The 14,574-nt window shown below is 41.6% G+C and carries 12 protein-coding genes; 4 read left to right on the forward strand and 8 right to left on the reverse strand.

Annotated elements, in window-relative coordinates; translation table 11 throughout:
* Positions 1-36: 36 nt before the first annotated feature.
* From menA to pplA, 3 genes are all read right to left on the reverse strand, one after another.
* Positions 37-984 carry a 1,4-dihydroxy-2-naphthoate polyprenyltransferase gene (gene menA / locus HMPREF9088_RS03385; RefSeq protein WP_040367197.1) on the reverse strand — a complete coding sequence of 316 codons (948 nt, stop codon included), beginning with the start codon at positions 982-984 and terminating at the stop codon, positions 37-39.
* A gap of 23 nt (positions 985-1,007) precedes the next feature.
* On the reverse strand, positions 1,008-2,117 hold the full coding sequence (locus HMPREF9088_RS03390; protein ID WP_007207734.1) for an FAD:protein FMN transferase: 1,110 nt from the start codon (positions 2,115-2,117) through the stop codon (positions 1,008-1,010).
* Positions 2,118-2,318: 201 nt separating this feature from the next.
* Entirely contained in the window at positions 2,319-3,236 is a 918-nt protein-coding gene (gene pplA / locus HMPREF9088_RS03395) for an extracellular electron transfer flavoprotein PplA (protein ID WP_040366327.1), read from the reverse strand.
* Positions 3,237-3,512: 276 nt separating this feature from the next.
* On the opposite strand from pplA, the gene HMPREF9088_RS03400 reads away from it, so the two are divergent.
* From HMPREF9088_RS03400 to HMPREF9088_RS03415, 4 genes are all read left to right on the forward strand, one after another.
* On the forward strand, positions 3,513-5,435 hold the full coding sequence (locus tag HMPREF9088_RS03400; RefSeq protein WP_007207736.1) for an NAD(P)/FAD-dependent oxidoreductase: 1,923 nt from the start codon (positions 3,513-3,515) through the stop codon (positions 5,433-5,435).
* Positions 5,436-5,608: 173 nt separating this feature from the next.
* Positions 5,609-6,031, forward strand: coding sequence for a NusG domain II-containing protein (locus tag HMPREF9088_RS03405; RefSeq protein WP_040366329.1), 423 nt, complete (start codon positions 5,609-5,611; stop codon positions 6,029-6,031).
* Positions 6,031-6,606: a Gx transporter family protein gene (locus HMPREF9088_RS03410; RefSeq protein ID WP_007207738.1), complete on the forward strand. Its 576-nt coding sequence runs from the start codon at positions 6,031-6,033 to the stop codon at positions 6,604-6,606. The genes HMPREF9088_RS03405 and HMPREF9088_RS03410 overlap by 1 nt, the downstream gene beginning before the upstream one ends.
* An 18-nt stretch (positions 6,607-6,624) precedes the next feature.
* Complete coding sequence (locus HMPREF9088_RS03415; protein WP_007207739.1) at positions 6,625-7,605, forward strand: polyprenyl synthetase family protein; 981 nt, start codon at positions 6,625-6,627, stop codon at positions 7,603-7,605.
* A gap of 79 nt (positions 7,606-7,684) precedes the next feature.
* On the opposite strand, the gene HMPREF9088_RS12520 is transcribed toward HMPREF9088_RS03415, so the two are convergent.
* The 5 genes from HMPREF9088_RS12520 to HMPREF9088_RS03440 all read right to left on the reverse strand — a co-directional run bounded on the left by HMPREF9088_RS12520 (position 7,685) and on the right by HMPREF9088_RS03440 (position 14,572).
* Positions 7,685-8,185, reverse strand: coding sequence for a methylated-DNA--[protein]-cysteine S-methyltransferase (locus tag HMPREF9088_RS12520; RefSeq protein ID WP_007207740.1), 501 nt, complete (start codon positions 8,183-8,185; stop codon positions 7,685-7,687).
* 21 nt (positions 8,186-8,206) lie between these two features.
* Entirely contained in the window at positions 8,207-9,553 is a 1,347-nt protein-coding gene (gene gor, locus HMPREF9088_RS03425; protein WP_040367201.1) for a glutathione-disulfide reductase, read from the reverse strand.
* 227 nt (positions 9,554-9,780) lie between these two features.
* Positions 9,781-11,019: a peptidase U32 family protein gene (locus HMPREF9088_RS03430; protein WP_007207742.1), complete on the reverse strand. Its 1,239-nt coding sequence runs from the start codon at positions 11,017-11,019 to the stop codon at positions 9,781-9,783.
* Positions 11,020-11,041: 22 nt separating this feature from the next.
* Positions 11,042-11,962, reverse strand: coding sequence for a peptidase U32 family protein (locus HMPREF9088_RS03435; protein ID WP_040366330.1), 921 nt, complete (start codon positions 11,960-11,962; stop codon positions 11,042-11,044).
* Positions 11,963-12,091: 129 nt separating this feature from the next.
* On the reverse strand, positions 12,092-14,572 hold the full coding sequence (locus tag HMPREF9088_RS03440; RefSeq protein ID WP_007207744.1) for an ATP-dependent Clp protease ATP-binding subunit: 2,481 nt from the start codon (positions 14,570-14,572) through the stop codon (positions 12,092-12,094).
* Positions 14,573-14,574 lie beyond the last annotated feature (2 nt).

Consider the following 14,574-nt stretch of genomic DNA (forward strand, 5'->3'; position numbering starts at 1 on the left):
TACTAAGAACGAGCTGTTCTCAGGTAGTCCAGTTTTTTATTGGAAAAGGAGTTGCAAAACGAAAGTCGCTGCATAGACACTATTAAATAAAATCATATTTTTTATCGCATAGCCAAAGCTTTGGGGATGTGGCAAACTTTGACGATGTGCTCGTAAGTTTTGGCGAATCTTTGGAAATGTCAGTAACACCAATAACTGTGGCCAACCAAACACACCAAAAGGTAGACCAATTAAAATCATCAAATAGCAGGCAAACATCAAAAAGCGAAACAAAAAAATCCCTTGATCTCGACCGATATAATAAACAAGCGTGTAGCGATGATTTTTAATATCAGTCTCAATGTCCCGCAAATTATTCGCTAACATAATAGCCGCAATCGTAAACATAAGCGGGGAGGCCGCTAAGACAATCGCGGCTATTTGCCAGAGATGCCCAGTTAAGGCAAACGCGCCACTTTTCAAATCAAACTGCAAGAAAAAAACAGGTGCTGAGACGGTATTTATGTAGACCGTAATCACAAAGATACCTAGTCCCATCGTTACACCACTAAATAACTCACCCAGTGGCATGCGGGAAAGCGGGATGGGCCCAAAGGTATAAAATACTCCGATAAAGCAGACAATGCCACCTAGAACTAGCAACAGCCAACCAGTAAACCAACTAAGCAACAAGCCTATCACCGCAGTAAATGCAAGCATGCTGAGGATCATTGTCCGAATAGTCTTAGGACTTAGTTGCTCGCGACCAATCACATTTTCTTGATATTTGTATGTATCTGACTTGGCTTTTTCAAAATCCATGTAATTATTGATGGCCGTCGTGGTCATATCAAAAACAAGCATCGCAAGGAAAAAGAGTAACGTATACCCAAATTGAAATTGATGAAAATAACTCAACGAAAACAACATTCCAATTATAAATGGAAACACACTTGCAATTTTGGTGCGAATTTCTACGACTTCTAAAAATGTACGCATGGTTATCGGCTGCATCTTTTACTCTCCCATCATTTTAAATCATTTCGATCTCCCATAGTAAATCCTGAATCTTCACCTAGTTCAAAATTATCTTTTAGTCCATCAGTCACATAGACAACGCCTTCTCTAGTCACAAAGATGGCATCTGTTCCTTTTGGTGTTTCGTTCTCGATATACGCGAGTCCTTCTTTAACACCTTTGTCAAAAGCGACCGTCGTTAGCCCATCGCCATCAATCGATTTATCTGTCACGACCGAAACGCTGGCGATATCATTTTCATACGGATAACCCGTTTTTGAATCAAAGATGTGATGGTATTTTTTGCCATCTACTTCCAAATAGCGCTCATAAATACCTGATGTAACGACTGTTTTATTGGTTTCTTTGATTGTACCTAAAACATTGCCTCGCGCACTATTTGGATCTTGAATGCCAATCGTCCAAGGTTCGTCTGCACCTCTTGGACTATGCCCCATCACAAAAACATTGCCCCCTAAATCGACGATTGCTGTTGTAACCTTATTTTTTTTCAAAACTTTTACAACTTCATCGGTAATATACCCTTTCGCAATCGCACCTAAGTCAATAATCATGCCTTTTTCCTCTAAATACACGGTCTTCTCTTGATCATTAAACTGGACTTTTTTGTAATCAATATGTTTCAATGCTTCATCAATCTCTGATTGTGCCGGCTTCCTTGCATCATCGAAACCAATTCGCCACAATTGTGTAATCGCACCGATTGCCATGTTAAAACCACCATTGGATTTTTCGCTGTACATATAGGCTTCTTTTAGTAGGTAATACATGTCATCAGTAACTTTAACTGGTTTGATTCCCGCCTCTTCATTAATTTTGTCTATTTCGGAACCGCCTTGATTGATGGTAATTTCATCGCCCAATTTTTCAATTCGTGCAAAGGCTGGCTTTAAAGCAGCTTCTTTGCCTTCATCGTAAATTCGAATTCTAGTATACGTTCCTAATAAAAATTTTTCTTGTGCATACGGTTCTTTACGAATGGTGGTTGCTACATTTGAGGAAGTGCTCGTAGTTTTTGATTGTGCTGCGGATGAACCACAGGCAGATAACACGATTGTAATGGCTATCATAAATAAAAAGATGCTATGTTTTTTTTTCATTTTGTTCTCCTAACCTCATGCTGATTTCTCATCTATCATAGCGTATTTCCCTTACGACAAGCAATGCTCTTTTGATGGATGGTGGTGTTTTTCTTTTCCATCTTCTCTTAGTATTCACTCTGAAATCAGTCGTTCAAAAGAAAAAACCTGACGTTGTTTTTACGTCAAGTTTTTTCGCCATGTTAATAAAGTTGTTTGATTTTATTTTTCAACGTAGTTATCAACTTCAATTGTTTTTGTATCGCCTTTTTCTGCTGCATTGATTAATTGATCAGCATACAAAACGAATGAATGGAAGCTGTGTGTTGCACCTGTTACGACATCAATGTTTCCTGGAGTACCATCTTTTTTGGCCATTTCAGATACTAGTTCTTCATTGAATTTTTCAATGTATTCTTTTGGTGAAATACCTGATTTTGCCTTCATGTTTTTATTGTAATCCGCATCGTCTTTTTTCGATTTTCCATCTGCATTTAGGTAATCAAAATTCGATTCAGTAATCTTTCCATCTTTAACTACAATTGAGAAAACAGCATGGTAACCATTGCTATCATTTAATTCTTTTAATGTATACGTACCATCTTTTAATGTTGCTCCGTTGTCAATCTCAATTTCTTTTGTATCGCCACTTTGAGCTGCTTGAATAAGTTGTTGTGCATAATTTTGGAATGAATGGAAGCTATGCGTTGCCCCAGTCACTACTTCAATATTGCTTGGATTTTGTGTAGAAACTAATTCTTCATTGAATTTTTCAATGTATTCTTTTGGTGAAATACCTGATTTTGCTTTCATATTTTTGTTATAATCAGCATCATCTTTCTTTGATTTACCATCTGCATTCAGGTAATCGAAGTTTGATTCACTGATTTTTCCATCTTTGACTACAATTGAAAAATTAGCATGATAACCATTGTTATCGTTTAATTCTTTCAACTTGTATGTACCATCTTTCAGAGTCATTCCTGCACTTGCACTTGATTCCGTTGTTTTGCTTGTTGAGCTAGTTGTTGTTGAACTTGATGATGTTGTTGATTTTTCGTTGTCAGAAGAGCAACCTGCTAAGACAAGTCCCGAAAGTACCAACATTGTGATTCCTGTAACAATTTTCTTCTTTTTCATTTGTTCCCCCACCTTTTTTCTTTTCTCACAAATCTATTTGTGATTATATTAACATTGTAATCCGTTTACATAGCATTGTCAATCGTTTCCACAATTGATTTTCTATAATATGAAGCTTTTTATCTTTTTTAAGTGAAATTTCATTTTACTCTTTAATTTGTGAAATATTGGGAAAACTCATTAGACAAATCTTAAAAAAAACTTTATACTATAATGGATTATATCAATGGATTATATCGTAATCTATCGACTATTTTATTATAAGGAGAGATTTTCATGGCTAAGACGAACATTGTCGTTGTTGGGGCCGGCTATGCAGGTGTAGCTGCTACCAAGTTTATGGCGAAGAAGTTCAAAAAAGATTCAGATGTAGCAATTACGCTCATCGATCGTCATTCTTATCACACAATGATGACAGAATTACATGAAGTAGCTGGTGGCCGAGTAGAACCAACTGCTATCCAATATGATCTGCAACGATTATTTGCACGTCAAAAAAATGTCACTTTAATCACTGATACTGTGACAGGCATCGACAAGGATCAAAAATCTGTTAAAACAGTACGCGGCAACTATCCTTTTGATCACCTTATTTTAGGTATGGGTGGCGAACCAAATGATTTTGGCACACCAGGCGTAAAAGAAAATGGCTTTACATTGTGGTCTTTCCAAGATGCTGTACGCATTCGCGAACATATCGAGAAAACAGTCGCAAAAGCAGCCATTGAACCTGATGCAGCTGTGCGTCGTGCGATGTTGACGTTTGTTGTGTGTGGATCTGGCTTTACTGGGATTGAAATGGTCGGGGAATTAATCGATTGGAAAGATCGTTTAGCAACAGATTACAAATTAGACCCAAGTGAGTTCACATTAAAAGTAGTTGAAGCAATGCCTACGATCTTGAACATGTTAGACCGTAACGATGCCGCGAAAGCAGAACGTTACTTACACAAGAAAAATGTTGAGCTTGTTTTAAATGCACCCATCGTAGCGGTTGAAGCTGACCACATCAAGTTAAAAGATGGATCAACGATTCCGACTCATACATTGATTTGGACTGCTGGAGTGAAAGCAACTTCTGATGCTGCTGACTTTGGACTCGAAAAAGCACGCGGCAATCGCTTAGTAGCAAATGAATACATGCAAGCAAAAGGTTACGAAACACAAAATATTTATGTTATCGGTGATTTGGTTTATTACGAAGAAACAGCAAACAAACCAACACCACAAATCGTTCAAGCTGCTGAACAAACAGGCCATACTGCTGCTGTTAACATCGTTAGTACTGTCAAAGGTGGCGAAAAACATGCCTTTAAAGGAAATTATCAAGGCTTTATGGTTTCAGTTGGTGCCAAATGGGGCGTTGCCAATTTATTTGACAAAATTCATTTAAGTGGTTTTTTAGCAATCATTATGAAACATATCGTAAACCTAAAATATTTCTTTGATATTCGTTCTGGCTATTATATGTTCCAATATTTGATGCACGAATTATTCCATATTAAAGACAATCGTACCGTGACGTATGGTCATTCTTCTCGTTATGGCAATGTTCTTTGGAGTGTACCTTTACGTATTTTCTACGGATTGGTTTGGTTCATTGAAGCGTTCAAAAAAATTGTTGGCGATGGCAACTGGCTACAACCACATACTTGGTTTGGCGAAGGTTCTTGGTTCACTGGTTCAAGCGTTTTCCCTTGGACTTGGGATTATCAACAAGCAGCTGAAGCAACGAGTGCTGCTAGCGGTGTGGGGGCAGATGCGGCAGCGACGACAGCTGAAACAGCTACTCAAGCTGCACACTTTGGCTTGAGCTATGCATATGGTGAGCAACCAATGGCTGTCATTGAAAAATCACCTGATTGGTTCACAAGCATTATGAAAGTGATGATGCCAAACATGGAAGTAGCTATGTTCTTCCAAAAAATGATGGTTTTCGTTGAAATCGGAATTGCTTTAGCAATTATGGCTGGCTTATTTACTTGGTTGTTTAGTGCTTCGACAATTGTTTTAGTGTTAACATTCTGTATGTCAGGTATGTTCTATTGGGTAAACATTTGGTTTATTCCAGTTGCATTTGCATTAATGAATGGTTCTGGTCGTGCTGTAGGTTTAGATCGTTGGGTCATTCCTTGGTTGCAACGCACACTAGGCAAATGGTGGTACGGTACACCCAAATCCATATATGGACAAAAATAACCATCCTTAACTGAACAAGCTTACTTATCCGAACTGCGCTTGATTGATTGCTTTCATCCAATGTGATGAGACAATACCAGTCCTGCCAGTTCGGATAATTTATTGCTACTAAGAACAATGTCATCTCTGTTCCAAATATGATACACTACTATCAAAAACAAAGGAGCCCGCTCATGTCATTCAAACAATTTTTTCGCAATAGTCGTATGAAACCATGGGACGGTGTCATTATCTTACTATTAATTTTACTTTCCTTTCTCCCACTTATCATTTTCAGCTACCAGCAAACACCTACGACCGATACGAAGAAAACGACGGCTGTTTTACGAGTGGATGGCAAAGAAATCCGCACGTTTGCGCTGGCCAGTGATGGGAAAACTTATACATATCGCTACGAAGATGCAGATGGCGACTACAATATCATTGAAGTATCCGGGGATAAAATTCGGATTACTGATGCCAATTGTGGCGATCTTATCTGCGTACAACGAGGCTGGATTTCAAAAAAAGGGGAGAGCATCGTCTGCCTACCTCATAAATTAGTCATCGAAATCCAAACGACTACAGGAGGTGACGATGGCGAGTTAATTTATTGATGCTTGCCCTACCTATGCCTTCAACTCGTTTACGAAAACTCATTTTCATTTCACTACTCGTTGCTCAAGGTGTCATTATTGGCTTGATTGAAAATATGATCCCTTATCCATTTGGCTTTGCTCCTGGTGCCAAACTTGGTCTAGCCAATTTAATAACCATTATTGCTTTGTTTACCATGCCAAAAAAAGACAGCTTCACCTTAATTTGGCTACGATTGCTATTGACGACTCTTTTAGGGGGGACCCTATCTACCTTCTTATACAGCATGAGTGGCGCATTACTGAGCTACTTTGGTATGTTACTAGTTAAGCAATTAGGACCAAAGCGCGTCAGTATTGTCGGTATCAGTGCTGTCGGAGGATTTATGCACAATGTCGGACAATTAGTGACCGCATCTTTTATCGCCCAGTCTTGGACTGTGATGCTCTATTTGCCAATTTTGTCTTTTCTAGGTATTTTATCGGGAATTGCGATTGGGATTGCCGCCAATTACCTTTTACAGCGCGTCGAAACGTTACAAGCGTTTCGACGTGAATACGAACGTCAAACAAACCAAACGTGGTTTACAGAATAATCGAAAGAGGAATCTACTATGGAACTTCATCCCATGTGGCATGCCTATCCGACGTTAGAGACTGAGCTAGAAGAAACGTTGGTTTTAATGGAGGATGCCATTCATTTAAAAAACAAACCGGTCGAACAAGCCGTCTTACAAATGATTCACGCTGGTGGAAAAATGTTGCGCCCGGCTTATCAGTTATTATTTTCAAGCTTCGGACCAGAGAAAGATCGAAAAAAAGCTACCGCCATTGCTGCTGCAATCGAAATGCTGCATACCGCGACGTTAATCCATGATGATATTGTCGATGAAGCTGAATTGCGCCGTGGACTATCAAGTATTCGCTCGCAATTTGGTAATAGCGTAGCCGTCTATGCGGGTGATTACTTATTTGTCTCTTGTTTTAAGCTGATGGCTAATTATGCTTCTTCCATGAAAAGTCTCCAAATGCACTCCAAAAGTATGGAATCAATTTTAAATGGCGAGCTTGGGCAAATGGACAATCGCTTCAATATCGATCTATCGGTTGCTGACTATCTCGAGGCAATCTCAGGTAAGACCGCAGAGCTCTTTGCGCTGAGTTGTGCCATTGGTGCCTATGAAAGTGGCACGAGTCGGAAATTTGCCGAGCAAGCTGGAAAAATCGGCCTAGCAATCGGCATGGCATTTCAAATTATGGATGATATTTTAGACTATACACAAGACCAACAGAAGCTTGGCAAGCCTGTCTTAGAAGATGTGAAGCAAGGCGTCTATTCTTTGCCTCTGATTTTAGCCTTAGAAAGTGATGCGACACGTCTCAGACCTTTACTTGAAAAACGTGGGAACTTATCCCAGGCAGAACAACACCTGATTTTTGAATTGGTGCATGACTTGGGCGGCGTTACTCGGGCGCAAGATTTTGCCAAAGAGTATACTGACCAAGCGCTAAAGCTAATTAAAAAATTGCCAGCTACAGCCGAGCGCGATCAACTCGCTCAATTGACAGAGACGATCTTATCGCGACAATCATAAAATTTATGACAGACTAGCTACAAGAAAAAAGACCATACCATCCAGAAGTTGTTTCGCAACTGTTTGGATGGTATGGTCTTTATGCTTGTCCTCTTTCAAAATCAAGTAAGGCCTGCTTGCGTTGAATGCCTCCAGCATAGCCTGTTAGCTTACCATTTTTCCCAATCACACGATGGCAAGGAAGTAAGATAGCTACTGGATTATGACCGATTGCACCACCTACCGCGCGCGCCCAGTTCTTTGCATTCGACTGGTCTGTCAGCTTTTTAGCAATGTCTAGATAGCTCCAGACTTCACCGTATGGAATTTTTTTCAACACTTCTAAGACCGCTTGTCGAAAGGGTGTCACTTCTGGTGCAATGCGTAGCTGTTCGATTGATGGCTGATGTCCTGAAAAATACTCATCGAGCCACACACGCGTCTGGTCGATGATTTCATTCGTCCCTGTCGGAATCTCTTCAAAGGAATACGACGCAAAGAAGTATTTTTGATCAGAAAACCAAATACCAACAAGAGACTCTCCCTTAGCCAAAAGTGTTAACTGACCTACTGGAGATGCATAGTCGTTTTTTAGATACATCTTGTTCCCACCTTTCAATTTTTAGCGCATTGTCACAAATTCTTCTGCGCCAGTCGGGTGAATGGCTACAGTATTATCAAAATCAGCCTTGGTTGCGCCCATTTTGATTGCCACAGCAAAGCCTTGCAACATCTCATCAACTCCGCGACCAATCGCATGTAAGCCAATGATTTTTTCTTCTTTGCCAAGACAAATCAGTTTCATTTCGCATTTTTGGCGGTACTCATTCAAAGCAAAGTACATCGGCGTGAAGCGACTGCGATAGATGGTCAGCTCCTCTTCACCATACTGCTCTTTTGCTTGCTGTTCGGACAGTCCGATGGTCGCAATAGGTGGATGGGTAAAGACCACAGTCGGAATCAAATGGTAATCCAAAAATAATTCAGTTTGTTGATTAAATAATCGTTCAGACAAACGTCTGCCCGCTGCAATCGCGACAGGTGTTAACTCTACCGCACCCGTCACATCGCCGACAGCGTAAATGTTTTCACTTGTCGTCGTTTGAAATTTGTCAACTTGAATAAACCCTTGGTCATCCAATGTGACGTCGGTTTTTTCTAAGCCTAAATTCCCAGTGTTCGGTTGGCGACCACCGGCAAAAATGACGCACTCACTCACCACAGTACGACCATCTTCAAAAGTCGTTTGATACGTTGAACCGACTTTTTCGATTTTTTTCGCAACGGCATCTTGCCACATCCCAATACCCATCTCTTGATATAGCTCAACTAAATTGGTTGAAAGCATCTGATCAAACGTCCTTAGTGGCAATCCCTTGCGATACGCCCACGTCACTTGACTACCCAAGCCATGAATGACGCCACTTAACTCCGCCGCAATATAGCCGCCGCCAAGTACAAGTACCGCTTTTGGCAATTCTCTTAAGGCAAAGAAACCATCTGAGTCAATCACATACTCCCCACCTGGAATGGCCAATGGTTTTGGCCGTCCTCCCGTCGCAATCAAAATATGCTTGGCTTCAAACAATTGGTTATCCACAGAAATCGTATGGTTATCCACAAATTGTGCATAACCTCTACAAACTGTTACGTTATTTCCGTCTAATCCCTTTTGATACGCGCTATGAAGATAGGTAATGTATGCTTCACGGTTATCCACAAGCTCCGTGAAATCAACTTTGTCCACATGTGCATAAATCCCATAGCCGGAAGTGTCTCGGCGAACACTCTCCAGTAAATCACTTGCTTGCCACATAACTTTTTTGGGCACGCAGCCCACATTGACACACGTCCCACCTAGTTCATTTCCCTCTACTAATAACACCTTTGCTCCATGCATTCCCGCACGATTAGCAGAGGCGATCCCACCGCTACCTCCTCCGATCACAATATAATCATACGACTTCACTTGGCTCATCTCTTCACTCCTCATAGAATAACTTATCATTAAGCTACCACGCGTCTGACAGTCGGTCAAGACAAGTAACTTGTGGAAAAGGTGTCACATACTTTTTCGCTGATTTCAAATAAACCAGCGCGACCGAATTAGCAAGCAAACAACCAGAATACCCACAAAGTTTGCGAAACAACTTCTGGATTTTCTGGTTGCTTGAATCTATCTCGGCCTCTTCGTTCTTATTTCTTCTTCCGCATCATATCACCGACTTGAACGGGTTCAACGACGGGCATCGTTAGTATCATCATTGGATTCGGCGCACGATCAATGGCCTCGCCCTCTTCATTTTTCATCTCTAAGACAGTCTGTTCAAAGTGATAGCCTGGGCCATAAAATTCGATTTCATCGCCGACTGAAAAGTAGTTACGCTGACGAATGGTGGCTACTTTGGTTTGTTCATCGTAAGCCATTACTTCACCGATGAATTTGTATTCCGGAATTTTACGACGCTCACCGAATAATTGCTCATTTTCGGTAGGAACATGATAATAAAAACCCGTTGCTAACTCTCGTTGCGCTACTTTCCACAACTCATCAACCCATTCTTGCTTGCAGACGTAGTGTTCGGGATCAGCCATATAGCTGTCGACGGCTGCCTTGTATACATTGGCCACTGTCGATACATAATGAATCGACTTCATCCGCCCTTCAATTTTAAAACTATCGACGCCATTTTCGATCAAATCAGGAATATGTTCAATCATAGACATATCTACCGCGCTCATCGAAAACTCTTCTGCCACCGCTCCTTGATTGGTTAATGACCGGCGCTCAGAGCCAAATGGCATGTCGTATAAGTCGTATTTCCAACGACAAGACTGCGAACAGCCTCCACGATTGGCATCACGCATCGACATGTGATTGGACAAGGTGCAGCGGCCAGAATACGAAATACACATCGCACCGTGAATAAAGGCTTCAATCTCAATATCGGTCTTGGCACGAATAGCAGCAACTTCCTCCATTGACACTTCACGCGCCAATACGACGCGTTCCAAGCCTTCTTCTTTCCAAAATTCTAATGTCTCGACATTTGTGGCCGATGCTTGCGTCGATAAGTGCACTGGCAATCCTGGCGCTTCGGTAATACAGATCTCGATTAACGCTGGATCAGATACAATAACTGCTGAAATACCGACATCCCGTAGTTGGCGGAAAAATTCACCCGCCCCTTCTTGATTGCCTTCATGGGTAACCATATTTGCTGCCACATAGACTTTGGCTTGATGCGCTTTGGCGTACGCGACACCTTCTGCCATTTCTTCATAAGAAAAATTTCCCGCACGGCTACGTAATCCATATGCATTGCCGCCAATGTATACAGCATCCGCTCCATAATGAATCGCTGTTTTTAATTTTTCCAAGGTCCCAGCTGGCGCTAAAATCTCTGGACGTTTCAGTGGTTTTTTTACTTGCATGGTAAAAGAAACCCTCCTTGAGTTATTTTATTTTTGTTGGATCGAGATGGTAAAATCCTGTATCGAGTTTGCGTGACTGGGGATGAATTGCCGCCAGCTTAGCAAATAACGCTTGCCCTTGGTGCTCATCCCACGTACCAGCTAGTATGGCTTGGCGTGCTTGATGGTATAAGCTTGTGACTTCAACGAAGCTATCCCCCGGTGTGAAAAGACCATCTAGCTTCCACGTGCCGTAGCCAGTAGCCACTAGCTCAGCTAGCTCGTCAGTCAGACATAGGTCATTATTGGCAAAGATATGTGTGCCGTGACTATCTTCAAAAATGGAATAATGCGTATCGGGTTTTTTTGGTTCTGAAAGAAAGAGACCGCGCTCTTTGCTGGCCTGCTCTTTTTGCTTGGTGAAGTGATAGTAATTTTGTAACAATGGTCGCTTGGATTGATGAATACAGGTCGCTCCATAGACCAACACTTCAGTCGGAATTGTGACACTTTCCACAAGAGAGTGCATCTCTTCAAAGGGAACTTCACGTGCGAGTACGGCGCCGACTGCCCCTTTTTTCGCCCAAAAGTTGATCTGTCTGGCGCTCGTCACTAGCGTCTCACCATCATAAATAAAGGGAATCGCCAATTCCGGCTGATGCTTCATCACATAGATAATTCCTGGATCCCCAATCGCAATCTGATCTACTTTAATAGTCCGTAAAAAAGCTAAATACGCTGGAATTTCTGTCATTTTTTCTGTATGCATGATACCATTTACGGCAACGGTCACTTTTTTCCCTTTTTGATGTGCCAAAGCAACCAACTCGGCTTGCTGCTCTCTAGAAAACGAGTGCGGCAAGCGCAAACCAAATTGCTCTTCACCAAAATAGAGAGTATCCACGTACGAAAGCAAGGCCTCCGCTTGTGAAAGTGATTCAACTGTTGCAATCAATTCAATCATATTCTCTCCTCCTATCAACTTATTCATATTATCACAAACTATTTGTGAAATGAAGAACCTTTTCTTTTTTTCACGAAGAAAAAAGCTACCTAATCCGAGCACATATCGCTCATGATCAGATAGCTTTTATTAGACTTCTTGTAAGACTTTCTTTTCTTTTGGCTCACGCACAGATAGGGTGATGATTCCTTTCTTCGCGCCAATGGTTACTCGATCTCCTAGGTGCACTTGACCGGCAAGTAACGCTTCACTCAAGCGATCTTCCACTTCTTTTTGCAAGGCACGGCGGATTGGTCTCGCTCCGTATTCTGGATCAAAACCAACTTTGCCAATCACATCTAAAGCAGCTGGTGTGATTTTTAGTTGAATTTCTTGATCTTGCAAGCGTCGAACAATCGATTGACTCATGATTTTCACAATTTCATGAATTTCTTCTTGGTTTAACGCACGGAAGACGACTGTTTCATCAATCCGGTTTAAAAATTCAGGTCGATACGCTTTTTTCAGCTCTTGCATAATCCTTTTTTGCATTGATTGGTAATCTTTGCTGACATCAACGACATTAAAGCCAACATTTTTTTCTTCCCGAATTTGGGTTGCACCGATATTTGACGTCATAATCAAAATCGTATTTTTGAAGTCAACGTTACGCCCTTTTGAATCGGTCAAGCGACCATCGTCTAATACTTGTAGCAAAATATTAAAGACATCTGGATGTGCTTTTTCGACTTCATCAAGCAAGATAACAGAATATGGTTTGGCGCGTACTTTTTCTGTTAATTGACCACCTTCATCATAGCCCACATAGCCTGGAGGAGACCCTATCAAGCGTGAGGTGCTATATTTTTCCATGTACTCAGACATATCGACACGAATCAAGGCATCTTCACTACCAAACATCGCTTCAGCTAATGCTTTTGCTAATTCCGTCTTGCCGACACCAGTTGGTCCTAAGAACATAAATGAGCCAATCGGACGATTCGGATCTTTTAAGCCACTGCGCGCACGGCGAATGGCACGGGCCACTGCTTTGACTGCGTCATCTTGGCCGACTACGCGTTGATGTAAAATACTTTCTAGTTGCAACAAGCGTTCACTTTCTTTTTTCTCTAACTGATTCAAAGGAATGCCTGTCCATTGTGACACGACGCCTGCGACATCTTCTGCAGAGACTTCATCTTGATAATTAGCCACTTCATTTGCTTCTTTTAATGTCAACGCTGCTAATTCTTGGCTAACGACTTTTTCTTTTTGGCGAATCGCGGCTGCTTCATCAAATGCTTGGTCACGAATGGCCATTTCTTTTTGTTCCATCAAATGAACCAATTGATTTTGTAAAACGGTCGAGCGAGTCGCTTCATCCGCTTTATCCAACCGCACTTTCGCAGCACTTTCATCCATCAAGTCAATCGCTTTATCTGGCAATTGGCGTGAGTTAATGTAACGAATGGATAGTTGGACGGCCGCATGCAATGCATCGTCAGTAATTTCTACGCCATGGTGCTCTTCGTAGCGTGGACGGAGCCCTTTTAAGATTTCTTCTGCTTCTTCTGCTGTCGGTTCATCGACTTGCACACGCGCAAAACGTCGCTCTAAAGCAGAATCTTTTTCGATATATTTTTGGTATTCATCTAAAGTGGTCGCACCAATCGTCTGCAATTCCCCACGCGCTAAGGCTGGTTTCAGAATGTTCGAGGCATCGATTGCCCCTTCTGCTCCTCCTGCTCCAATTAAGGTATGCAATTCATCGATGAACAAAATGATTTGACCATCTTGGTAAATCTCATCAATAATTTTTTTCATGCGGTCTTCGAATTCCCCGCGGTATTTTGTCCCGGCTACTAAAGCACCCATATCTAGCATCATTAGGCGCTTTTGTTGCATATCGTCTGGGACTTCACCGTTGACGATTTTTTGGGCCAAGCCTTCTGCAATAGCTGTCTTACCGACACCTGGTTCGCCGACTAGGACCGGGTTATTTTTCGTACGACGACTTAAAATTTGAATCAAGCGCTTGACTTCTTTGGTCCGACCAACGACTGGATCCAAGCGGTTTTCGCGCGCCAATTTGGTTAAATCACGCGCCAAGGCATCCAATGTTGGGGTCCCGTCTGCTTGATTGTTCGAACGTGTTTGGCGCCGGCGATTACCAGCAGCTTTATTCTCAGAGACGCCCATTGTTTTTTTTAGTAATTGACGGACTTTGGCTAGGCTAAAGCCTAAGTTCAAGACGATGCGAGAGGCTAAAATCTCTTCATCACGCATCAATCCCAATAATAAATGCTCCGTGCCGATTTGTTGAGAGCCAAAGCGTTTGGCCTCATCACCAGCATAAGCAAAGATTTGTCTTGCTCGTGGTGAGTATGGTAAAAAACTACCTTCTGGATATACTTTTACCATGCCATAACCAGTCAAATGCTCAATTTCTTCGCGAACGTCATTTTCTTGGACATTCATTTCTCGTAAGACCTTACCTGCAATTCCTTCTTGTTCGATGATGAGTGCCAATAAGAGGTGCTCAGAACCGACCGATTGATGCTTGAAATATTTTGCTTCTTCTTGAGCAATTGCTAATACGGCTTTTGCTCTTGGTGTGAATAATTCATCCATAC

It is taken from the genome of Enterococcus italicus DSM 15952 (genome assembly GCF_000185365.1).
Classification (GTDB): Bacteria; Bacillota; Bacilli; order Lactobacillales; family Enterococcaceae; genus Enterococcus_G; species Enterococcus_G italicus.